This is a genomic window from Lysinibacillus sp. PWR01 (assembly GCF_043359455.1).
Classification (GTDB): Bacteria; Bacillota; Bacilli; order Bacillales_A; family Planococcaceae; genus Lysinibacillus; species Lysinibacillus fusiformis_F.
Genome location: NZ_JBHERJ010000088.1, coordinates 37,049 through 62,434 on the forward strand (window position 1 = coordinate 37,049; position 25,386 = coordinate 62,434).

Here is a 25,386-nt window from a genome sequence, read left to right on the forward strand (position 1 = left end):
CTTTTTATCCCTTTGTATCTTCAAAGATGCTTCTTAAATATTTTTGACGCTCTTCACTTAAACTATTAAAAATTTCTTTATTAAAATATTCTTGGAACTCTTCTACTGTACAAATACCTTCTACCTCATCAGTAAAAATTCCATCATCAATTTCACATTCTTTAAATACCAAGACAATAAACCCTTCTATTTCTACAGCTCTATCAAGTGTTATTTGTGCAAATAAAAACGTATCATTGATTTTCTCTTTAATGTTGTAAAAATCACTTACTTTTAGCAAGCCATTGGCATTATTAATATAATGCCAAACTACGCCTGCTTCTCTTTCAATAATTTTTTCTAATGCACCTTTTTCCTCTGCTACATTTTGATAATACGCTGCTAAAGATACCTGAAAATCACGCTCTATAAATACCTCATAGTCACATGAAAAACCTTCTAAATCAATCTCATTGCTACTCATCCCAAGCCATTCATTGAATTCCTCAATAAAAATGCCCTCATCCTGTTCTTGACTTTTCTTCACAAAATCCATTTGAATCACTTTATTTTTATCGCTCTTCATCAAATAGCTCCCTCATATTTAATTACGCTTACCCCATTAAATCCTTTAAATTAACCACATTGCCGTTCGTATGACCTTGCTCCACTTTATTTTCAATAAAATCCTCCAACTCACCTTTAATCACACCAAAGCATTGTTGTACACGCCTAGACTTGCCATTCTTCTTAATAGGCTTCTTCACAACTCGCTCTTCAAATCCTTCTATATCCGCAAACAAATCCAGTTCAAAATTCCCTCTATTTTTGGCTCGATAATTATTATTTTTACACCATTCAAAATATAATTCATATAGCTCGTCCAGCGTCATATAATCGCTTTCTAATAGCTTTAATACCTCCATTTCGTCCTGCTGATTTTTATACGCCAATTCCATCATCAATTCGTGCTTCCCATGACGCATTTCATAATCTAGCAGCGTAACATTTTCCATCATAAATTTCTTGACAACTTTTAAAGAATTAAGATATTCTTCAATGAGCCTTTCCATCGTTGGTGTCACTGTTAATTGCTTTGTATGATTGATAACATGGCTATAAGCCTTCACGCTTAAATGCATCAAGCAATGAATAACCCTTTCATCAGCTACATACATGGCTATTTCTTCACTATTATAAACAGCTTTTTCAGCCACTTTATATGGGCAATTCACAATTCTTAATCGCCTTTTAATTGCCTCGCCACTCTCATTAAATGGTGGAATAAAGTTACAAGAGAAAATCAACTTTGCATAGCTACTTTTAAATTCACTATCCTTAAATTTCTTTTCCATTCGCACCTTATCTTCACCAGTCAATAGCTTCAGATTTTTCATATCCACCATACCATTCTTGCCTAGCTCACCACCAATATTCGCTAACTTTCCTTCTAGCAAGCCAAGCGTGAAACTTTTATCATTGGATAAATCCTCTAAGCTCACATTGCTGACATTCGCAGCACCTAGTAAATTGGTGATAAGACTTAATAATGTACTCTTCCCATTACCACCCTCACCATACAAAACCACAAATTGTTGATGTAATATCCCCACTGTCATACACATGCCAATATATTCTAATAAAACAGGAATGGATTCCTCTTCCACTATTGTTTTTAAAATATTCATCAATATGTCCATAGATTGTTCATCATACTGCTCACTATAATTGAATGGAATTTGATTCTTTGATAAAAAAGCAGGTGTATGAGGCTTTAGCTCATTTGTTTTTAAATCATATAATCCATTCATAAAATTAATTGTGGTAGCGAGTTGATTTTTATATTGATAATCCGTATGTTTTTCGCTATTATTATATTGTGTTAATTCAATATCGAGTTGATTTAGCACTTCTCTACTATTTTTAATATCACTATATAACACGCCTAATTTATCTTTGATTTTCTTATTCATTACCTTGTGATAATCCACATAAACGCCTTTATCATAGATGTAATTCATATTGCCCTCTCGCATAAAATGCTCTTCTTTCAGCAGTTCCTCTGCTACAAGCCAATAATTTAACCGATTATCAATCAAATATTTTTTCATTCTATTTTTTTCAGCGTTGATTGTTTCCATATTACTATCCTTCAAATTTTTATAATAATCTGCTAATAACTTGCTGATAGATGAATAGACTATATCAAAATCCTTCGCTTTCACATCTAAATCGTTCAGAATTTTATTTTTGTATTTCACGAAATAATGTGCATTGCCACTCTCTCGCTCCACCGCATACAACAAACTGAGCAAATAATAATTGAATAGCTCATCTTCATCAAGATTTACAGAAGACTTTAATTGTTTTAAAGCAGCTATTTCCTTATCTATTTTTAAACAAATATCGCCTATCTCCAAAACCTTCTCTACTCCATCATCAATATGCTGTAAATTAATGAAGAAGTCTTTTCTATAACTATTGTCTGCTTCTTCACTAGCCATTTTATCTATAGCTTGACCATTTACTTGTTGTTGCAATAAAGCTAATTCATTTTCCATTGCAAGCAATTCTTTCATTTCATCATTACTCAAACTATTAATTCCCTTATTCACCATCCTCTCTATAAATATCTCCATCACTTTCATTTTTTCTTTTAAATCCAAAATATCATTCCTCCATTTTATATTATTTTTACTGCTATTTCATCTTATAATATCAACATTCATCTCATCAACCAATTTTCGTACATTTTGAATTTTATTTTAAAAATCATACCAATTATACAAACATATTATCTTTTATACTTATCACTACAACCTAAACCAATAGGTGATTTACCTTGATTAAATAAACTACAACCTTTACATAAACTACTCCTACTTACTTTATTACAAAAGAATGGCTTCATTTTTTGTTCAACGAGTGTTTGATATTTTCTTGTAACTTCAAGCGAGTTATACCTAGCATCATCCCTACTCCACTCATGCGCCTTATCAAAACCATCCTTTATATTGGCGCACAATATCAACAATAGATTCCATTCCTCATAACTACATTCGTGCTGTTTATCCACCTTGTGGCGTACCCAATTACAGCGCTCATAAATTAAATCACCATCAGCCTTTTTATCAGATGGATAGCTGCTTTGTTGCTTGCCATGAGCTATCTTGCGCTGCTCCCGTTCAATCGTTTCCTTTAAAAACCTTTTTACATCCTCATATTTTAATTGGTTGGCATCCTCAAAATACTCAATCGTAACCAGCTTCGGTTTATCTTTATTTTTAAGGTTATAAGTAAATGGCACACGCATCATTTTTAACACATTGGACTTATCAATTTTCTTCCCCAGCTTGTTAGCCTCTTGATTGACATACTCGCTAAATAGCCTATAAATCAAATTGATTTCCTTACGTTCCTCAATCGTTTCAAGGCGTAGTACCTTATCAAATTTGTAGTACACATGTAGACCGCCTCCACTATTTACGATTATCGTTGGCTTAATAGGTAAAGCTGTAATAAAATCAGTTGCTTGCTGGAAGCTATCAAAATATTGATTTTGTAGCTCATTATGATGTCCATCTATATTGACATCAACATCTAACCATAACCCAAATACCTCACTAATGGTTTCCACAGTACCTTTCACACGCTTTAAAATATTTTGAGTAAGTACCTCTATATCCTCTTTAAAATAACCATGAAAATCGTGATTACTATACTCATTTAACTTTTGCCACATGGTATCAAAGCTAACTAAACCATTTTGTAATTCAGCTTTCATTTTATTTAAGTTGATACCTAGCTCTCTTTCCTTTTGCTCAACATTACGCAACGCTCGTTCCGCTTGTACGGCTTGATAGCCATACCTTTGATTGATGTACTTTTTATAGAGCGCTTCTACTATTTCATGCTTGGTGTTATCCTCTCCTACCTTTTTTAATTTTGCTTCCTTTTCTAATTGCAAGGCTAGATTAAGCTGAATCGTATACCCTTTAGCCGCCTCTGCTTGAATGTAATCAACCACACTATCTTTATCATGTGCATCAATAAACGCACTCATCTTTGTATCTATATTAAATAACAGAAACCTACCTTTATATTCAATATCACTAGGATATAAATATTCTAAAAAATCATTCATACTATCTATCATCCAATCAATCCTCCTAAACATTTATTTTTACAATCAAATCATAAAACAAACATTTAAGTATCGTCTATAAAGTTTTACGCACTTCCTAAAAAATCGGTTACATCAGTTACATTGGTTACACCTTTTCCACATAAAAGGTTTATAACAAAATTTATTTTTAAAAGAAAAAAATATATGTATATCATAACTATCAAAATAGTGTAACTGGTGTAACCCATATCTATTTATTATCTATTGTCAGTAATATTATGTAGTATTTTATAAAGTTAATAGTGCTATAAACCTTGATATATCAGTGTTTATAAGCACTTTTATAAATTAAGTATGGGTTTCACAATTAATATTTCAAGTAAAAACAGATGTAACCAGCAAGGCTAAAAGTGTAACCGACATAGATAAATATGTAACCAGCACCCTCAAAAATGTAACTGACTATGCTTATAGCGTTCCTCACAATTACATATAAAATTTTGCAATAAAAATACGCTACTCATATCAAGTTAAATAAACATGAATAACAACCTAATATCAGAGTAATCTTTTTATATTATAAATCTACTTGTGTTACACTTAATAAAAATATAAACCGTAGGAATTGGAGCATGCTATGACAAACAATAATAGAATGGATATCAATTCAGTATCAAATATTCAGCAAACACTCAATAACTTTGCTCATACTGACTGGGCTAGCCAAACTAACGCTATTCAGCAATCGCTTTATAACTTTGCTCGTACTGATTGGGCTAGCCAAATTAGCGCTACTCAGCAATCGCTTAATAATTTTGCTCGTACTGATTGGGCTAGCCAAATTAGCGCTACTCAGCAAGCACTCAATAACCTTGCTCATATTGATTGGGCTAGCCAAACTAATGCTATTCAGCAATCGCTTAATAACTTTGCTCGTATTGATTGGGTTAGCCAAATTAGCGCTACTCAGCAAGCACTCAATAACCTTGCTCATATTGATTGGGCTAGCCAAACTAATGCTATTCAGCAATCGCTTAATAACTTTGCTCGTATTGATTGGGTTAGCCCAATTAGTGCTACTCAGCAAGCACTCAATAACTTTGCTCGTATTGATTGGGCTACTTATAATCAAACGTTTGTTTCTTCTCTTAAACAGTTCGATTCAATTAATTTAGCAAACACATTTAACCTATTAAATAACTTCCCTGTTCAAGAAATAAGTGAGGCACTAGAAGAATACGAGAATACAAATAAACAAAAATACACAAACAGTAGCAGTGAAATTACAGTTAATGAAAAGCAACATTTTTCATATGAAGAACTTATAAATATTATTGATAGTCGTTTAGAAACCACAAATAGTGAAAAAACAGGTTTCAAGAAATTCATGCAAGATTTGCTACTTAGTTATGGACAAGACACAGTTAAATATTTCATTGGTGTTATTATACTACCTTTCTTCCACATGTTATTCGGCATAGTTATCGAAAATCATATGCTAATAATAAATACCATACAAGAGTCACTTTCAAATGGAATTTATGTAATTGGTTATGCTCATGCCAAAAAAGTAATCAAAAAAGAAGGTCTTTCTAGATACGAAAATATAAACTTAATCGGTCTTATTAGAATTAACTCATATTTAAGAATAAGTCCCAATAGGCACTCTACACCCATCCATTCAGAAAAATTACCATTAGATACAGTAATTAATATTATCGAAAGAAAGAAAAATTGGGTCAAAGTTGAAGCAAATATAAATGAAATTTCTATAATAGGATGGATTGAGGAATCAAAAATCATTAAATTTAAAAGAAAAAAATAATCCAACAAACATAAAACACGCCTCCTATGATGGAAGCGTGTTTTTTAGTTACTCTGTTGTTTACTTTCTTCAAATGCTTCATAATGTTTAAAGCATTTCTTCATCTTCATAAAGATAGTCACTTTCATACTATGTTATGTAAAGTTATCATTTGGTAATTTAATTTATCAGCATCTTCAATGATTATTTTCACTCATAATCTCCATTTCTCGGTTTATCAGGGGAATAGAAGAATGTAAAATCTATTGTAAGTATTCTATAAAGTTAACTGTGCTATAAACCTTGATATATTAACGTTTGTAAGCTCTTCTGTAAATTAAGTATGTATTTCACAATTAATATTTCATGTAAAAATGGATGTAACCGACATAGCCAGAAATTTAACCAGCACCCTCAAAAATGTAACTCGTTATGTCTAAATGTATAAAATTTTGCAAAAAAACACTACTCCTTTTCGAGTAGCGCTTACTGAACAATATGACGCAACTACACAATAAATGTTAAAAATAAAAGTATTCTAATAACTAATAAACTTATTTGAGCTACTAACTGTGTGTTTCTATGTTTTTGAGTTTGTCAAAATGTCCACTCATTTCGTGTATGAACGATTCTTTTGGGATGTACTGACCAAAGTGCAACAACTAAAACAAAGTTAACTACATGAACCCCTCTTTTTAAAAAATTGAATCCGCACCAAGGGAGAGGTCTGCCCAAAAATCTACTTGTACTTACACATTTCTTCAAAAAACAACTAAAAACCCATTATTCCTCTATTATACTTATACAGAAAAGTTGGCTCATTAAAAAATCACGTAAGTTTACAAGTTTTTAGATTACGGTGAATAATTCAGGTTAATTATTTCTTTGTTTTTCGTATTCAATCCAATTCATCATATTTTCAAATTTCACTTGGTTTCTTTCATCATCATCAGAGTTATGTGAATTTAATAAGTGCGAATCATTACGATTAGCATATTTTCTTATAGTATCTTCATGCTGCGTAATAGAATATTTAATCTTATCAGCTCTGTACAGTTTTTCACTATATTTTACAAGTCTAAATTTGTTCGGTTGAAAACATACAATATTATTTCCATCTGATTGAACACTTTTAAAATATAATCCATCAGAATTAAACTGCATCAAAACTTCTGACATAAATTGCGTGATTAAATACTTGTGTTTGATTGCATCGTGTACTGGTTGAGTAATGATTTCATACCATGCTTTAAGCTCTAAATCTTCAGCAGTATCACTCAAGTTTATTAACTCCATGTCTGCAACACACTCAAACTCTCCAACGCTACACACTTGACCTACTTGGAGATGAACTTCGGCTAAACAGGTTTCCACATCGGTTGCTAAATATATATACGAGGTTCCAGCACGATTAAATCTTCCACCAGATGTATATAGAGCAGGGGCTACCCCTATACCTTCTCCATTATAAGGAATTGAGAATTCTTGATTGCAGTCATCTATGGCTCCTTTAATCGTATCCATTCCAATTCTGCCTCTATAGAATTTTTCTCCAACTTTAATTGTTTTTTTCCTGAATTCTTTAGTTAAAAGCAACGTTCTGTATTCTAAAAGCAGTTTATCGGGATTATTTTCTCTTAAATGTCTTTCTATTCTTTGTGATAACTCTTCTTTATATACTTCAAATTGCCACGAATCCTCATTGCAGTCTTTTAGAATATTTCGTAATGAATTTAATTCTTTGTAAAAAGAATAATCTAAAAGTATATTGGGTGAAGTTGCTGCTATTTCTGTAGTAATATCTAACCGATTTTGCATATCATCTACACTTTCGAATAGCATTTTAAAAGTGTCTACTTTAAATCTAGTCGAATAATTAAATTGAATATACGCACCGTCATCATCATAATGTTCAATTACGCATGAAAATATTTTTTCAAGTATATTACGACGAATTTTAATCCAAGTTTCTAATCCTATGCTCCTATACCAAAACTTGCGAGTGTCTGTTTCGTCAAAACTAATTTTGTATATGCCATCACCCTTATGACAAATACTAAAAGGTATTGTACGGTACAACATATGACCATCTTCCTGCCTGTCAAAAACATTTATACAAACTCCGATAGGAAAACTAATTGTGTTTTCATTAATTAAATCTTCCCTCGAAACATATATTCCATCCTCATCATTACAATCGTAGGTTACTCCGTTGATTTCTATTGATTCATAATCACCAAATTCATTTTGTTTGATATTACTAGTCATACACATACCTCCCTTATATGTCAATTTCCACGTTCTTATTTTGATAGATAATTGTTAGGAATTTCGCAACCCCTATCTAAATAAGTATTTAAATCTATTCTACAAAAGACAGTAATATTTTTCAAAATAATTCCGAAAAATATTAAACTTACTATTGGATAGTTACTAAGGCAGTTAGCTCATTGTAATGCATCTATGTGATACGGTCACCCGCCAAAAAGGCATCCAGCTTAAATTGCATGTCCTCTTTATGTATATAAAATTTATCCATCGTCTTTGCACACACTTGGCACAAAAAAATCCCTGCAACATTTCACAGAGATTTTTACAATTCTTATAAGATTTCTTTATTCAATACCCAACTCATCATTTACCATTTGGTCAATTTCTTCATCTGTTGGTAAATAAATTGCTTCATGCATTTTTGTTAAATCAGATTCCGTAACCAAATCTAGGTTTCCATATGCCCACGATTCATCAGGAAATTTGATTTGAAAGCCTTCCCTTCCATGCCACCCTCCACGAATATAAGCTGTACCCCTAACATCAGCCTGTGGCAAAACATATAAAGAAAAACCTTCTTCTATATATTTTTTAGGAATATAATTCACGATGTAAAACTTATTTGAATCGCCTTGAACATACTTTTCCGTATGCTCTCGTTCCTCATTGTTAAAGAAAAATACTTCATCTATACTTAGATTAAAATTTTGGTCATCACGGTACAAATCATATCTCAATGTATCTGGTTCTGCATGTATTTTTAAAGCTGGTCGGACATACCCTACACTGCCACTTGTAGGATAATCATTGACAATTGTGCCCTCATATATCAATACAACATTATTCTCAAACTTTTTTCGCTTTCCTTCTTCTGTAACTTTATCAGATACAATACTTTGACGATACTGTGTTGATAAATCACCGTAGCCAATATAAATATTATCTATATAAAGGGTTAAATACTTTGAAAATTGCATGATAGAACCAGGGACTAGTATATTACTATTATCACCATAATGTTGAGCGTTAGGGAATCGTCTGTAATGCAAAACTGCGTGTTCCCCTTTAATAACCGCATCAGAAATCATATCAGCATACCCAACAGCAGGCGTTACATTAGCTGGTTCTGTGTTTTCGTCATTATAACGTGCGGTTTCTCGTAATCTTTCTACAATTTCTTCTCGTTTAACAGCCTTCTCTTCTTCTGTTACGATTTTTGGTTCTAGTTCCTCAGATGATTGTTTTTTATCAGATTTAGATACAGCTTCATTCTCTGTATTTCCACACGCTACTAAAAATAGAGCCAGTAAAGGGAATAAAAATAATTTTTTCATCGACTATCTACGCCTCTCCATATGGATATTGATGTATCAGCTTGCTAAATAATTATTTTTACTCATAATCTCCATTTCTTGTTTTATCGGGGAAATAAGTAAAACTAAACTCGCCATCTTCATATGGGAAACCTGTTAAATACGTTTTAATGCCAAAACGAACGACAAGATTTCCAGCGTAGCCGTATTCATACGATAAGTTTTGCTTTTTATCAATCCATGTTTTATATGAATTGATTTCAGTAAGCGTTCGCTTTGTGCCTGAAATATCGCTCACTATCATCGCCAATGCTTGATTAGCAGTAGGTGTATTGCCTGTAGCTCTTACATGGTACTTACGTTTCCCATATAAAGTTGTAGCGAAATCATTTGACCCATAATTAATTGTTAGATACTTGTCGTTTTTATCCACAAAGAATATTAAATAATGGTCATCGCCACTTGTTGCACCATCCACTACATAATGTTGATTTAAATATTGAATCGTTTCAGGTGTTAATTCCTTTTCCAATTTATCCAATGCTTTAAAATCAAATAATTCATGACCAGCACTTTTATTTTTTACACGTTCCGCAAACTTAAATGTACCTGACTCAAATAACGCTTTGTATCGTTTATTATAGTCCTCCGTTTCTTCTTGATTGATTCTTCCCCTTTCTAAATCCACATGTATACTGCCTTTTGTCAATAGATAAAACAGATAACCTGTACCTTGCTTTGCTAATTTCTCGATGTCCTCATTGGAAGCATATTGACTAAGTGCTTGTTTGCCTTGTACTGACTTGATATTCGCTAAATGTAGCTTATAAAAGAAGACAATCACTTGGGAACGAGTGACATCATTCGCATAGCCAAAATGTTGCTCAATCAATTTTTCTGTTGGATTTTGACCGTTTGATATTTTATTATCATATAAAAATTGAATGCTATCTTTTAACGTCATCTCATCCTCTGCAAGATAAGCCAGTGCTTCGGCTACAACACCACGCTTTACAGGTTCAAAACGTTGCATCTCATTGACATAACCATTTAATGGCACACTATAGCTTGCTAATTGGTCATAAAAATCATCAGACCAATGCCTCTCCCCACTATTTCTCATCAAAGTACCTTTTGCAGCATCCAGCTCAAAGTAATTTACTAACATTTTTGCAAATTGAGCCTCTGTGACTTTATCATTTGGCTTAAATGTGCCATCGTTATAGCCACTAACAATTCCTTCTTTACTTGCCCATAAAATGGCTTCATAAGCAGCATCCTTTTTGCTCACATCTTTAAATGGATTGCTTACCTGTTGCGCTACATGGCTTGATGCATGTGCTACCATTTCACTTGTACCTAGAGTTCCACCTACTAAACTACTTACTAATAATGCGCTACACATGCCTAATTTCATTTTGTTTCTCATACTTACTCCTCCTAAAAAATGATAGTTTTATAGTTCATTTTCAAAATACGCATAGACCTATTGACCTGTTTCCATCGTAAAAAAAGAAGGCTATTTCTAAAATATCAATGAAGATAGCCTTTAAAATGATGGACATAATTTCAATACAAACATTCTTGGAATAGCCATTGAAATACATGTTGATAAATCCATTAACATTTCATAGTTTATGGTGGAAATACTTGAACCTTAGCTGGCATCTTCTAACGCTTCTCCAACCATTCCCATAAAATTTGAAGGATAAGAGCGTTTTTGGAAATACCTACACGTTTTGCCTCTGAAATTAGCTTTATGTTTAAATCATAAGGCAATCTTAAACCTGTCCTCACTTTTTGTGTTGTCACCTTAGCATCACCTCTTAAAATTATCATAAAGTGTTGTCACTTTGTTGTCAATATATTTCTAAAACTTTTGTTGTTGTTATAATGACACCATATAGACAACACAAGAAAGGAGAGGTACGATGGCTTCTAAACTACCTCAATTCACTATTCGCATTGAACCTGAACTTTTAAAGAAAATTCGTTATGTAGCCGAACATAATGCTCGTTCTGCTAATCGTGAAGTAGAAGTGTTAATAAAGGAACACGTAGCCAACTTTGAAAAAAAACACGGTACAATCACTTTTGAAGATTAATATATTTGTTCCCTTAAAGATTTCCCTTGTACCACCCTTTCATCCTTTTCTCCCCCCATTGTGAAGAGGCGCTTGTTGAAACGGTTGGCGTATTATAGCGAATAAAAGCCCATTCAAGACCAACAATATTAATGTGGTCTTGAATGGGCAATCATTTTATCTAATGAAAATGCTATTTATTCACTTATGTTATGCTAAATCGTTTCAACATATATGGAAGACGTATTTTTCCATCCTCTATTGTAGCGGTTTTAGCATCTGATTTATTTTCATCTATCCCCAATAACTCGATATGATTATCAAACAACCAACGCATAAAATATACCTGTGCCGAACTTTTTCTTATTTTTTTTGGCAGCGTGTAATGCGTTTGGGGATTTTCATATTTTTTAATCAACCCATCAATTTGCTCCCTATCCTTTAAAAAGATACTTTTATCCACATCTTTATCTGATAAAGACTGATTTATCATGACCTTTGCAAAGGCAAGTGGATAATATATTTTGTACCAAGCCAATCTATAAGCATTAATGACATAAGCAGCAGCGTGAGCTAATGGAAATAAATATCTAACCTTTTTGATGCTTTCAATGAACCATTCCTCTACATGATGCTGTCTTAAAACTTTCTCATATTTTTTCCACTCAATTTGATTAGCGGCTTTATTTTTACTGCTATTCAATTTACCTTTGCGAATGAATTCAACGATTTTATTACTTAAAACTTCTTCTACTCCATATTGCATTAACAATCTTTTAAAGTTCTCTCTACTTGTAATGAGTTCACTAATTTCTATACCGTTCTTTAGCAATACGTCCGCATTATCATCCCATAAGCCCTTACCATGTGTTAAACCGCTAATCGCTACTAAATCGCTAAATTTTTGAGGGCTTACTTGCTTAGTGACATTGGTAGAATAGTTTGTATTAAATTCGCTTATCATTTCAGTGCGCCCTAAAGCAAATTGTTGTATCACATCAGTATCATACATATCAATATCAGCGATATTAACGCCTGTTTCTTTTTCTAAGTAATATAACCTTGTACTGTCATCTTGGCTCAAAATATCAAACTTTAATATCGCATCCTCAAATGGCTTATATTCTGATTGTAATGTAATATTGCTGGCATCATAGCCATCTTTACTGTAGGTAATACCACTGTAATAATGTACATCTAACTCCTCTGGAATCACTAACATACCACCAGCATGTTGACCACTACTAAATGCTACACCATTTAGAAAATCGAGTGTTTCTTCTAATACCAAGCTATCGAAATCAAATGTTAATATCTCTACTAATTGCTCACCATTATCCTCTTGTTTTAATTTTTCTATATAAATCGTGTTGTGATTATTTATATCAAAATGAATGTAATCAATTGGATGTAAATTTCCTTCATCATCTAATTTATAAAAATCGCTAACATCATTGTTATATCGTTCTCTTAATGTTTCAACAATGATATTTCCCTTAGATTTATGGTACTCCCATATGATTTTCTTACTTTTTCCCTCGGCAAGTGTGTTAATTGTGCCAGCTCGTACTATATTACTCTCTCCGAATAAGCTGGTGATAAAATCAATCATATGCTTTTGAATCTCGCTGCTAAAATTTAAATCCACATCAGGCGTTTTTTCACCGCCATAGCCCATAAAACTACTCCAATGAATACCAAAACCATTTCCCTTTAAGGCACCACCACAAATACATTGCTTAACAGGCAAATCAAAGCCGCACACTACATTTTCATCTCCACAAAACTCTACTTTTTTGCACGTATCACATTGATAATGTGGTGGTAATGGATTAACTTCGCTGATACCCATTACATAAGCAAGCAACATACTACCAACGCTACCTCGACTCCCTACTAGATAGCCTTTCCTTTTACTTTCCTCTACCAATAAATAACTGCCATAAAATACAACCTCATAGCCGCCTTTAAAGACCATTTCTAGCTCTTTATTTAACCTTTCTTGAATTACCTTATCAACATGCTCACCGTATAGCTCTTTAAGCCTTCTTTCTATGACCTCAAGCATTTTCTCTTTCTCATTACCTTCTAGCATCGCTGGCTTTACTAGTGGATGCGTTGGTACTACCTCATAGGGAGAAAATTTATCTAATAATTTAATGGTATTTGTAGAAACGATTTCTCTTGCTCTTTCTTTACCAAGAAAAGCAAATTCATTTAATAATTCCTCTGTTGACTTATAATAAACATTGGTTCGAGCCATTTCTTTATTTTGGATATATGGATGAAATCTCCCACTCACAACCTTGAGTTTTAAACCTTTAATATCAGCATTTAATAAATCAGCACCTGTTAATTCGCCTTGAATAAATTTGTTATATAGCTCTTGTTCAATATCAGTAAAAGCTAGTCCTTTTTGAATTTTATTATCAAAATATTGCTGAATGATGGTGACATTTTTATCTAAATATATCTTCGCTCGATTATCGAACCACAGCATATCTAAATATCTCTCTTCACATTTATGAAGGCACAAGACCTCACCCAAGCAGATAACCGTTTTATTTTGCTTTTGACATATCCCATCAATAATTTTGATTAATTGCTTTAATGTATCTGCTGGTACATCCTCATAATGATGATTGCTAGATGGGCTGTTGAAGCCAATCACATCATAATTATCTAAAACACGTTCTTCAAATTTGCCATTTAGTAGGCTTTCAAAGATGTCTTTGCAATAAAAGCCATTGCTTACGGCTAAAATATTTTCTCTATAATCTTTAACATTAATATCATCCCAGCTCAAAATTCTATTTGTTGTATCAGTATTGACCTTACTACTTAGCTGATTAATAAAAGTTAAGCCTTCTCGATTTAAGGCGTAGAGTGTGACCATTTGTGGAAAACGCATATCTAATTGATTTTTTAACGGCTCATTACATCCCACTAAATCTTTATTGTGAGCTTCCATATCCTCTAACAACTTTTGAAACAATTTAAACGTATGCAAACTATCAAAAACAGCTCTATGGTGATTTTCTATCTCGATACCATATTTTTTTAACATACTTTTTAAGCTATAAGTCTTACGTTTTCTTTGCTTTGCTGATACCTCTTCCTCTATAAATTTACTTAAATACAGGGTATCAATTAAGGCAAAATCGTTTAATTTTTCATTTAGTTTGTACATTCTGCTTCTTACATTGATAAAATTCAAATCAAAATCTCTAGCATTATGCCCAACTAATATATATTCCTCATCACCAATAAATTCATAAAAACGTCTTAATGCAGTTTCTTCATCTATGCAATCTTCCACTGTTTTATTTGTGATATTGGTAAGGTTACTAATTTTTTGATTGATTTTATTTTTAGGCTTAATCAATTCATTAAACTCTTTAACAACCTCACCGTTCTCAACCACTACTGCTCCTATTTCAATCATTTCATGAAAAAGTGGGAAAATACCTGTTGTTTCTATGTCAAATATGAGGTATTTAACATTTCTCAAAAATTTCTCACTAGTGTTCTCACTGTTTTTCTCATGCAATTTCTCACTATTTACTAAGTAATGCAGATACCGATTTTGATGAACTAAAAAATCAACACCATAAAATAACTTCATTTTTTCGATATTTTCTAAGCGTTTTTGGTTCTGCTTACTAGGATTGTTTTTATATTCTTCCGCCATCACCTTTTTGTATTGGTTAAATTGTTGCTCAATCAAAGGAAAGCCTCTTACCGTTCCTTTTTCTACAAAACCTAATCCTTGATAATTAAATCTATTGGTCAACTCTATAGCGGCTGCTTCTTTGACAATGCTTTGCATGGTGGAATATTGACTAATCACTTTAAATTCAACTCTACCTATTTCATCGGTGTCTACTCTACGCCCAATATCATTCGTAATATCCTTACAGTCTTCTATATCTACTTGCAATTGCATGGTAGGCACATTGATATTACCTATATGAGCAGATGTTATACTAAAATTTGTGTACGTTTCGTCTAAGCTCGTTTTGCCTTTTAATTCGTAAAAATGCCCTTTCACAAAAAAATTTTTAATCGTTTCTATACTATCTTTGTCATGGTCTTCGTACCTCACAAAGATGATACACTTTAGATTGCTTGCTCCATCATTCAAGACAAAAATAAGGTTCTCGCCCTTGCCACTACCCCATGCCTTAACCGTTACATCACTGACCATTTTTCCACTAACACTTACAAATTCATTTTCTTCCACTATTTCATTAATCCTTTTTTCTTTATAATATTTATCCACTATTTGCCCTCCTTCATTTTTAGAAAAATAAAACGAGTGAAGCACTTACACCCCACTCGCATGAACATATTTAATCAAACTTGATAAAATCAGTATAATTAATATCATCTGTTCCGTTTACATTCGCTTGTGTGCTTTTCTCCTCATTTACTTTTACTTCATTTTCCAAAACTTGATGTGCTTCATTTGATGAAACCTCATCAACTTTCTCAATTTCGCTTACTACCTCATCAATTTTCTCAATTTTTTCAACAGGCTCATCAAGTTTTTTAAATTCTTGATTTCTTCGATGGAAATTTTCTAACGCTTTTTCCTTCTCTTCTATACCATACAGCCACCCAACTTCATTCCTTCCATTCTTTGTGTAGACAACGCTAACAACTTTCAATTCCTTTAACTTCTCTATTAAAAAATCTTTTAATTCTGACTCTTTTATTGCTAAATTATCAAAGTCAATATCCAACAATCCTATTAAATGCATTAATTGATTTTTTCCTATGTCATTCACATTTGTCTCATCATAAACTAATACATTTTTTGTTAATCTATAATCTCTATCTACTAAACGCAATTTGAATTTCCACATTTCATACCTATTTTGATTTTTATCTATTTTATCCGATTCATATTCAATATTTTCTATAATTAAATCATATACACCATCTTTCAATAAACCACCCTTCTTATTTTTTATATTTATTAAATCATTTAAATTAACCATACCATCATCCTCTCTTCCAATCTTACAAACATATATTATTACATAACTATTAATTCCATCAACTAAATTTTACACAGTTTCAATTTTTTAATGTATTGGTTACAATTTTACTATCATGGGTTACACTTTTACCCCTCTTGGTTACAAAAATAGCTATGCTGGTTACACATAAAAACCATTAATTTTTCATGTTAAATAGCATATAAAATCTCTATAATCGTTGATATATCAGGGTTTATAACTTATACTTTATTTTTTATATGATTAATTTATCTATTACGGTTACACTGGTTACACTATTTTAATAGTTAAGATATACTTTTATTTTTTTATGTAGTAAAGAAAAAATCCTAATAAACCTTTTAGTCAAATAAGCTGTAACTTGTGTAACCGATGTAACCGCAACAAATGGAATCCATGAACGTAAAAAAACCATGCGTTTATGCTCGCATGGCTACATCTATGACATATGATATTATGGTTTATTACTTATGTGTGGTTATTACTAAAACAGCCTTAGAAAGCTATATTATGCCTTCTCTGTTGTAGGAAGAATCACCTCAAACAAATGTGCTTCTTTATCTACGCCTAATTTTTCTTTATCTGCTTCAGGAACAGCCTCTATTTTCAGACGTTCAAGTGGTAAGTCAATGCCATCCACTTTTAAATCATCCACAATTTGATTAATACTAACGGTTGTTTTATGACCGCCTTCTGCATTTCTCAAACCGTAAAAAGTATCTTCCTCATTACTGAATAAGATAAATAACTTTGTTTTATCGCCTTTTTTATCAACACCAAATTTAAAAAAGCCTAATTGTTGCTCATCTAAATATTCTTTTAGGATTTTTGATGTAGTCAACTTTGTAAACTCTCTACCTGTATCGTTATACACTTGTTTTCCAATTTTTAAAAACATATATTTATTACCAGCACCGTAATATCTACTTTTATCATTCTTATTATCTTTCCAGTTCACAAGACCAACTCCTTATTACATATCATTAATTAAATTTATTATAAATCATACAATCAAAAATTCCAACTACAAACTAAAAGGCACTGATTATAACTAACACCTTAACATTCATTCAATTCATAAATGTTTAAAACTTAACTACATAATCATTCTACAAAGTACATCTATCCTCCGCATAATAGAAATAATTTAACATAATGAATATCTCTTGTATTGTTAATGTAACCTCGCCTATCTTAATAGACTTACCAATGGATAAATTGGTGAATGTTTCAAAAGTAATTGTTTTAGCTTTTTCATTATAGGTGGCTCTTATCTCATGAAATCCACCTATTTCTGTGTTAATTATGGTTGTCATGTGTTAGTACCTATAAATAGTCACGTAAATTTTTTGCTACTGTATCAACATCTAACCCCAAATATCTCGTAGTTGTCGATAAGTCAGAATGTGCTAAAGCATGAGATACTAAGTTTATATCCGCCCCACGTTTCACCAAATTCTGAGCATACAACCTTCTAATAGAATGAGGATTAATGTTCTTTAAATTCCACTTTTTACTGTATACCCATAAATTTTTTGCAATTAAATTGGACGGTGAAACTGTATTCGAAATTGGTACACCTATGTTTGAAAGAAAAATATAATCATTCTTTTCTCTATGTTCTTTCCTAATATCATCATTTATTGAAATTAGCTCTCTTAATAAAGTACACATTTCATCATCTAAAGGGAGAATCAATGGTCTATGCGATTTCATTATCTCTCCCTGTAACTTCAAAAGCATATTTTCAAAATCAATATTCTGTTCTCTTAAAGCTCCCAATGTTTTAATTCGAATACCTGTTTTGTATAAAAGTAAAATCGCTATACTATCACGTAATCCCGAATACGTTGATTTATCCAAAAGTGATAACAAGAGTGCCAGTTCGCTTTCCGTAGTAGCTTCCTTAACGCTTGTATTTACTTTTATTTTGATGTTTGTCCAAAACTTTGAGTTATACCAACCATTATCGTGACACTTGCTTAAAACGGCTTTAATTTGCTTTAAACGACCATGTAAAGATGTGTCCTTTGCATTTTTGAAACTTGATAAATATTGATAAATTTTTTCATTGTTGATTTCATGGAGATATTCAACTTTAGTAACTTCAACAAATCGCTTAAAATTATAGTTGTAACTATCAATTGTCCTTGCTCTTAATCCGTTTAGTCGCCATTGTTGATTTAAAATTTGTATGGCGTGTTTAATGGTTATATTTCTGTTGTCCAATTCATCAAACGTATCCATTTTAACTATTGAGTTATTGATTTTTGTCACCATTTCTTTCTTTGGTTCTTTTTCAGTTTTGATAGTCAATAAGCTTAAATCAATGTTTGTGTTAACTTTATTGAATGATTTTGACAAACAAAAAACCCCCTAACATTTTATTGTTAGAAGGTAAAAGTCACATCGAAAAATAGATGATTTTATTATTTAGTTCTATCCGTAGTTTTTTTCGTTACTCGGTTATTTTATAAAATTAAACTAAATCTTCACCGAAGAATAAGCCGATTTCGCGCTCTGCAGAAGCAAGAGAGTCAGAACCGTGGATGATGTTGTGAGAAACAGTTGTTGCATAGTCACCACGGATTGTACCTGGGTTAGATTCTTCAGGTTTCGTTGCACCCATCATAGTACGAGCAAGCTTGATTACGTTCTCGCCTTCCCATACCATAGCGAATACAGGACCAGAAGTGATGAAATCAACTAATTCACCAAAGAATGGACGCTCAGCATGCTCAGCATAGTGCTTTTCTGCTAAATCTTTAGGAATTACCATTAATTTAGCACCTTTCATTACAAAACCGCGACGTTCGAAACGATCAACGATGTCTCCGATTACTTGACGTTCAACGCCGTCAGGCTTAACCATTAAAAAAGTTTGTTCAATTGCCATGTTTAAAACACTCCTTAAATTCGTCTAACAGGTTTTACACCTACCGATAAATATTAACAAAAAATGAGCCTTTGTACAACAAAAAGCTAGAATTTGCGCTTACCCATGAACAATGCTACATCACGCAGTTTTTTCTTTACGGGATGTTTTGGTAAAGCATCAATTTCCTGTAAGGCTTTTTTCAAATATTTATCACTCATACGATTAGCTTGCTCAATTGCATGAGATTTACGCACATATTGCAACATATTTTGACGTTCCGGTTCTGTTAATGTGCCTGCAAAAACTTTGACTAAGTAAGGTTGCATCTCCGGATCATCTTTTAACAATAATATCGGTAAAGTAATATTGCCCTGCAATAAATCACTACCTGCTGGCTTCCCTAGTTCTTTATCGGTTGCCATGATATCTAAAACATCATCGATAATTTGGAAGCTCATGCCCACAAAGTAGCCGAAGCGCTTTAAATGTCGCACTGTTTTAGCATCCACTCCTGCCGCCACAGCCCCTAGCTCACAGCTGGAGGAAATAAGTAATGCTGTTTTTCGTTTTATTCTTCTAAAATAATCTTTTAAACCTTGGTCTAATCTAAATTTATCTTCAATTTGAATGACTTCACCGTTACAAATTTCCACCATCGTACGGGCTAAAATTTGATGAACAAGCGGGTTTTCTAACTTCGTAATATATTCCAGTGCACGTGCGAAAATAAAATCGCCTGTGTACATCGCTACCCTGTTATTCCACTGTGATTTGACAGTAGGGCGTCCTCTTCGCATATTGGAGTCATCAATGACATCATCATGTACAAGCGATGCCATATGAATGAGTTCTAAAGGTACTGCTACATCCTTCATCTTCTCAATGTCATAATCACCAAATTTTGCACCTAGTAACACAAAAATTGGTCGTATCCGTTTGCCACCAGCTTGTAATAAATGGAGAGAAGCATCGTTGATCAAATATGAAGATGAGTCCACCGCTTTTTCTAACTCTCGTTCAATGATATCGATATCTGATTTCAAATCGGAATAGAGTAGTTTTAACTTCATCTTTTCCACGTGTGAAAACCTTCCCCCATTAACGTACCTTTTTAAAGCCCATATGCATTGCCGCAGCCCCGCCACTGTATGCTTTGTACGTTACTTTTTCTAATCCTGCTTGCTGAAACAATGCCGCTAACCTCTTCATACCTGGGAAATCATTCGCAGATTCCTGAAGCCAAGAATACTCCTTATAGCTTTTCGCAAATATTTTACCAAATATCGGCATTATATATTTAAAATAAAAACGGAACAGTTGACGATAACCAGGAATTTCAGATTGTGATGTTTCTAAACATACCACCATACCACCTGGTTTAACAACACGATGCATTTCCTTCAACACTTGTAAATAATCAGGTACATTGCGAAGACCAAAGCCAATCGTCACATAATCAAACGTATCATCTGGAAAAGGCAATTCCATCGCATTTCCATGAATTAGTTCAATTTGTGGGTATGGCTCTACCTTTTTTTCGCCAACTTTCAACATGTTTTGACTAAAGTCCAGCCCTTTTACTTCTCCACTTTCTCCAACAGCATCTGCCAATGCGATTGTCCAGTCTGCCGTGCCACAGCATACATCAAGTGCCTTTGATCCAGGTTTTACAGCCATGTGCTTCATCGTATCGTTACGCCAGCCAACATGCATCTGGAAACTAATCACACCATTCATTTTATCGTAGTTTTCCGAAATACTCTCAAATACTTCGTGAACGTGTTCTTCTTTCGTTTTAGCCATTTTGAAAAACCTCTCTTATCCGTTAGTAGAAGCAATGGATGCCTCTACATGTGCATGTAAAGCTTGTTTGATATCACTTTGTAAAAAGGATGCATGATGAATGATCTGTGATAGCTCTTTTTTTAAATGCACAATTTTTCCTTGGATGACGCTATTAAAGGTTGCGCCATTTCGTCTGACACTATCTTCAAGTGCCTTACCCATTAAAGACATTTGCCCACGTTGATAAGCTGTCCATTCTTTTTCTAAACGCAAGATTAATAAGCTTTTTTCTATAAGTGGTATATATTCACTGAAAGAATAAAGATCAAAAAATTGAGCAATTAACCCGGATTCTATCGTACTCATCGACGCATACCACTGTTCGATTGTACGTTGTTCATTTTCATAAACTTTAATCTGGTTTTCACATCGTGCCACAATGCCTTGTGACAAGTTTCGAATCAATGCGACATTCCCTGACATCGCTAATATTTCATAATAACGACCACTATAAAAATCCCCAGCTAAAACGGTAAGTTGCTGTTCTTTTGATGTTGCATCTAATTCTTTTATATGATCGTGAGCCGCTAATGCTGCGTACACTATGCCAACAGTAATTGCAGCCTCTTGTTGCTCTTGTTGCCACTCTTCACCATTCAAAAACGGGATTAACAAATAAAACAATTGATTTTCATCTAGCACAGGTACACCTGTGTATTTTTGCAAAGTTCTATGACGAACATCCATGAAAATCTCTGTTTTTAACTGTGCAATTGAATTTTGAATGTATGTTGCATTCATAGACCTTACTCCATTTCACTTTCAGATACGTTAGCCCTATCCAAGGCTTAACGCTTGCTTACTGAGTCATTATAGCATACGCAACGATGCGGAATAAAAAAAATTTGCTTTCTCCATAGGACAGGCAGTAAAGCTTTCCCATAATTGAATGTAGGGATGCTAACTGCCCATAAACCTTATACTCAGTTTTTCACATCTAGTGTTTTTATATGTGCTTGTTATATGCTAAACAGCATTAAAAACGATTGTTAGAAACCAGATTTCTTATTTTTTTGCTTCGCTATTGATCACGCCATGTGCAGTATGAATTTGTGCTTTACCACGTATTTTCATGGCAGACGTGTGTTCTGTAAATTGAGCAATCATTACTTCGCCGGCATCTAATTTCTCTGAATGATGGAATTTCGTATCTGTTCCACGTGTTAATCCAATGACATGTACACCATCTTCTTCTGCTTGAATAACAATATAATCTTGTGACATCTTTGTACACTCCTTAAATCCGACAAATTCTTAGTTCATCATAACATAATTAGACACGCAATTTAAGACATTTGAATAAATGACAGCACTTCTCTACGTTTCACTTCATCTTCCTCATAAATACCGCGTGCAACAGATGTTACCGTCTTGGAACCAGGTTTTTTTAAACCACGCATCGTCATACACATATGCTCAGCCTCGATCACAACATAAACACCTTTTGGCGCAAGCATCTCCATAATTGTGTCCGCTACTGAAGAGGTAATACGCTCTTGTAGTTGGGGTCTGCGGGCAATCGTTTCCACAGCACGTCCTAATTTACTAAGCCCAGCAACAACGCCGTCATTTGGTATGTATGCTACATGTGCTTTGCCATAGAAAGGTACTAGATGATGCTCACACATCGAATAAAAAGGAATATCTTTGACAAGCACTAATTCTTCATGATCCTCATGAAATACCGTTTTAAAATAATCTTTAGCATCCTCATGCAAGCCGCTGAACATTTCAGCATACATTTTTGCTACACGCTTCGGCGTATCCAATAAACCTTCACGATTTACATCTTCACCTACTGCTTCTAAAATCATTTTTACTGCTTCTTCTATTTTCAATAAATCAATATTCGACATTCAAAAAACCCTCCTGCATATCAAAACATTACACATTTCCCTATGCATCGTAGCACATCCAAAAGGTAAGCGCAAAATGACTTACTTGATTCATCAGAAATTCGCTTTTAGAGAAGCAAATCCCTGTATATTATTGTTATGTAAATTTCAAATTAAAGTTAAAAAGAGCAGCCTCCATGTTCGTTAACATGAAGACTGCTCTATGTAACTACTAGACGTGTATTATTTTACCGCGTCTTTAAGCGCTTTACCTGGTTTGAAAGCAGGCACCTTGCTAGCAGCGATTTCGATTTCTTTACCAGTTTGTGGGTTACGACCTTTACGAGCCGCACGTTCACGTACTTCAAAGTTACCAAAACCAATTAATTGTACTTTGTCACCCTTTGCAAGAGCATCTTGAATTGTATCAAATACAGCTTCAACTGCTTTAGAAGCGTCTTTTTTAGAAAGACCTGCAGCTTCAGCAACAGAGTTTACTAATTCTGTTTTATTCACACCATTCACCTCCTCTCAAAGGGTCATGAACCAATTCTGTAAAAAGAGTAACACATAGAAAACCGCTACGCAACTGTATTCATACATGATTATAACCAAAAAATCAGTTTTTCACCCAAAAAACAAAAATAAAAGGACTTTTCGCATAAAAACGAAAAGCCCTGCGTATATTTTTTGCATTTTTTCTGAATTTTATCACTATAAAATAAATGTTACTAAACCACGATCACCTTCGTTGACCATACGTTCAATCGTTTGACGCATCCGTTTTTTGGCAGTAGTTGGGACAGCATCCATTTTATATCGTATCCCTTCTTTTAATACTTCATGTAATGGTGTGCCAAAAAGTTGTGTATTCCATAGCGCATCACGATCATGTAAATAAGCATGATTTAAATCTTTTAGAAGTTGCTGACTATGGAATTCTGAGCCAATTAATGGTGCAAATTCTGACTCCATGTCAACTCGAATAATATGGTAAGATGGTGCTTTCGCCTTCATTCGTACGCCAAAGAAATTATTTTGTTTAATTAGCTCTGGGGCTGTTGGCTCAAATTCCTGCATCATCGGCAATGTCACGCCATAACCCGTCGTATCAGCATCTTGAATAGCACTTTTAAAGCGTTTTTGAGCTTCTTTCGCCTCTGACGCCTCTTTGATAAAGAGTAACCAATCTTTTTTCGTTTCAATCGGCTCCTCTAGCCATTCATTACAAACTGATTTATACAATTCACCCTGTAGGGATACCCGAATCACAGCCGTTCCAATACCTGCATCTACATGAACAACTTCACTTTGGTCAATAAAGTCAATGGCTTTAAAGGCATCTGATGCCTGTTGCACATCTCGAATTTTCATCACAGAAGAAAGTACTTCCTCCATCGAATCAATCAATGCAACATTTAATGGATGAGTGGCATCTAACACATCCAGCCAGTCTGGTTTCTCCACCTCAATTGTACGAATTGGGAACTCAAATAACGCCTCTTGTAAAATATATTGAATATCCGTCTCTCTCATTTGATCGATGGACATCGCAATAACGGGAACATTGTAACGTTCAAACAATTCATTGCGAAGCTGAACTGTTTCTTCTCTCGCAGGCATTTGGCAATTGAGTAAGATGACAAAAGGTTTGCCGATATCTTTTAATTGCTCCACAATTTCCTCTTCTGCCTTCTCTGCGGCACGGCGGCTAATTCCGTTAACCGTACCATCAGTCGTTACGACAATACCAATATTCGCATGATCACGAATTACCTTATCAGTGCCAATTTTAGCGGCTTCCTGAAATGGGATAGGCTCTGTATGCCAAGGCGTATGAACAAATTTTGGTCCATTTTCATCCTCATAGCCTTTTGTCCCATCAATAATATAACCAACACAATCTGCTAAACGAATTTGGAATGGCATTTCATCTTCTCCGACCACAATACGGGTTGCTTGGGCAGGCACAAACTTCGGCTCAGCAGTCATAATGACTGGCCCCGGAGAACTTTGTGGCAACTCATCTTGTGCTCGCATTCTTTCCGTTTCATCCACAATATTTGGTAACACGACTGATTCCATTACCTTTTTTACAAATGTTGATTTACCTACACGTACTGGACCGACAACACCAATATAAACATCGCCATTTGTGCGCTCTGCAATTTCTCTAAATACTGCTTCACTCAAGGTTTCTGCCTCCTTTATCTACGCTTTTTCACTA

At 33.7% G+C, this 25,386-nt stretch carries 21 protein-coding genes; 2 read left to right on the forward strand and 19 right to left on the reverse strand.

Features of this window, described 5'->3' with window-relative positions:
* Positions 1–4 precede the first annotated feature (4 nt).
* The 3 genes from ACEVFT_RS19765 to ACEVFT_RS19775 form a co-directional block, all read right to left on the reverse strand.
* Positions 5–565: a hypothetical protein gene (locus tag ACEVFT_RS19765; RefSeq protein WP_393951070.1), complete on the reverse strand. Its 561-nt coding sequence runs from the start codon at positions 563–565 to the stop codon at positions 5–7.
* A 28-nt stretch (positions 566–593) separates the two neighbouring features.
* Positions 594–2,645 carry a DNA primase family protein gene (locus tag ACEVFT_RS19770; RefSeq protein WP_393951071.1) on the reverse strand — a complete coding sequence of 684 codons (2,052 nt, stop codon included), beginning with the start codon at positions 2,643–2,645 and terminating at the stop codon, positions 594–596.
* Between the two features lie 128 nt (positions 2,646–2,773).
* Complete coding sequence (locus ACEVFT_RS19775; RefSeq protein WP_393951072.1) at positions 2,774–4,135, reverse strand: hypothetical protein; 1,362 nt, start codon at positions 4,133–4,135, stop codon at positions 2,774–2,776.
* A gap of 607 nt (positions 4,136–4,742) precedes the next feature.
* On the opposite strand from ACEVFT_RS19775, the gene ACEVFT_RS19780 reads away from it, so the two are divergent.
* Complete coding sequence (locus tag ACEVFT_RS19780; protein ID WP_393951073.1) at positions 4,743–5,930, forward strand: hypothetical protein; 1,188 nt, start codon at positions 4,743–4,745, stop codon at positions 5,928–5,930.
* An 852-nt stretch (positions 5,931–6,782) separates the two neighbouring features.
* Here the strand turns inward: ACEVFT_RS19780 and ACEVFT_RS19785 are convergent.
* The 4 genes from ACEVFT_RS19785 to ACEVFT_RS19800 form a co-directional block, all read right to left on the reverse strand.
* Entirely contained in the window at positions 6,783–8,177 is a 1,395-nt protein-coding gene (locus ACEVFT_RS19785; RefSeq protein ID WP_393951074.1) for an RES family NAD+ phosphorylase, read from the reverse strand.
* A gap of 347 nt (positions 8,178–8,524) precedes the next feature.
* Positions 8,525–9,514: a hypothetical protein gene (locus ACEVFT_RS19790; RefSeq protein ID WP_393951075.1), complete on the reverse strand. Its 990-nt coding sequence runs from the start codon at positions 9,512–9,514 to the stop codon at positions 8,525–8,527.
* Positions 9,515–9,572: 58 nt separating this feature from the next.
* Positions 9,573–10,922: an S-layer homology domain-containing protein gene (locus ACEVFT_RS19795; protein ID WP_393951076.1), complete on the reverse strand. Its 1,350-nt coding sequence runs from the start codon at positions 10,920–10,922 to the stop codon at positions 9,573–9,575.
* Positions 10,923–11,164: 242 nt separating this feature from the next.
* A complete protein-coding gene (locus tag ACEVFT_RS19800) occupies positions 11,165–11,305 on the reverse strand; it encodes a hypothetical protein (protein WP_393951077.1) in 141 nt (46 codons plus the stop codon).
* A gap of 119 nt (positions 11,306–11,424) precedes the next feature.
* Between ACEVFT_RS19800 and ACEVFT_RS19805 the strand changes: the two genes are divergently transcribed.
* The gene (locus ACEVFT_RS19805; RefSeq protein WP_342471964.1) at positions 11,425–11,598 is read left to right on the forward strand and encodes a type II toxin-antitoxin system antitoxin; all 174 of its coding nucleotides are present in this window, start codon (positions 11,425–11,427) and stop codon (positions 11,596–11,598) included.
* Between the two features lie 184 nt (positions 11,599–11,782).
* Here the strand turns inward: ACEVFT_RS19805 and ACEVFT_RS19810 are convergent, their stop codons facing one another.
* The 12 genes from ACEVFT_RS19810 to spoIVA form a co-directional block, all read right to left on the reverse strand.
* On the reverse strand, positions 11,783–15,859 hold the full coding sequence (locus tag ACEVFT_RS19810; RefSeq protein ID WP_393951078.1) for an exonuclease domain-containing protein: 4,077 nt from the start codon (positions 15,857–15,859) through the stop codon (positions 11,783–11,785).
* 70 nt (positions 15,860–15,929) lie between these two features.
* Positions 15,930–16,580 (reverse strand): hypothetical protein, encoded by a 651-nt coding sequence (locus tag ACEVFT_RS19815; RefSeq protein WP_393951079.1) that lies wholly within the window; start codon positions 16,578–16,580, stop codon positions 15,930–15,932.
* A gap of 529 nt (positions 16,581–17,109) precedes the next feature.
* Positions 17,110–17,559 (reverse strand): hypothetical protein, encoded by a 450-nt coding sequence (locus ACEVFT_RS19820; protein WP_393951080.1) that lies wholly within the window; start codon positions 17,557–17,559, stop codon positions 17,110–17,112.
* Positions 17,560–17,927: 368 nt separating this feature from the next.
* A complete protein-coding gene (locus ACEVFT_RS19825; protein WP_393951081.1) occupies positions 17,928–18,965 on the reverse strand; it encodes a tyrosine-type recombinase/integrase in 1,038 nt (345 codons plus the stop codon).
* Between the two features lie 115 nt (positions 18,966–19,080).
* Positions 19,081–19,497 (reverse strand): nucleoside-diphosphate kinase, encoded by a 417-nt coding sequence (gene ndk / locus ACEVFT_RS19830; protein WP_393951082.1) that lies wholly within the window; start codon positions 19,495–19,497, stop codon positions 19,081–19,083.
* An 86-nt stretch (positions 19,498–19,583) separates the two neighbouring features.
* Entirely contained in the window at positions 19,584–20,558 is a 975-nt protein-coding gene (hepT, locus tag ACEVFT_RS19835) for a heptaprenyl diphosphate synthase component II (protein WP_205442358.1), read from the reverse strand.
* Positions 20,559–20,577: 19 nt separating this feature from the next.
* Positions 20,578–21,282, reverse strand: coding sequence for a demethylmenaquinone methyltransferase (locus ACEVFT_RS19840; RefSeq protein WP_205442357.1), 705 nt, complete (start codon positions 21,280–21,282; stop codon positions 20,578–20,580).
* A gap of 15 nt (positions 21,283–21,297) precedes the next feature.
* On the reverse strand, positions 21,298–22,065 hold the full coding sequence (locus tag ACEVFT_RS19845; protein WP_393951083.1) for a heptaprenyl diphosphate synthase component 1: 768 nt from the start codon (positions 22,063–22,065) through the stop codon (positions 21,298–21,300).
* 264 nt (positions 22,066–22,329) lie between these two features.
* Entirely contained in the window at positions 22,330–22,548 is a 219-nt protein-coding gene (mtrB, locus tag ACEVFT_RS19850; protein ID WP_004232621.1) for a trp RNA-binding attenuation protein MtrB, read from the reverse strand.
* Between the two features lie 62 nt (positions 22,549–22,610).
* The gene (folE, locus tag ACEVFT_RS19855; protein ID WP_205442354.1) at positions 22,611–23,180 is read right to left on the reverse strand and encodes a GTP cyclohydrolase I FolE; all 570 of its coding nucleotides are present in this window, start codon (positions 23,178–23,180) and stop codon (positions 22,611–22,613) included.
* Positions 23,181–23,402: 222 nt separating this feature from the next.
* On the reverse strand, positions 23,403–23,675 hold the full coding sequence (locus ACEVFT_RS19860) for an HU family DNA-binding protein (RefSeq protein ID WP_004232618.1): 273 nt from the start codon (positions 23,673–23,675) through the stop codon (positions 23,403–23,405).
* A gap of 198 nt (positions 23,676–23,873) precedes the next feature.
* Entirely contained in the window at positions 23,874–25,352 is a 1,479-nt protein-coding gene (spoIVA, locus tag ACEVFT_RS19865) for a stage IV sporulation protein A (RefSeq protein ID WP_205442353.1), read from the reverse strand.
* Positions 25,353–25,386: the final 34 nt, after the last annotated feature.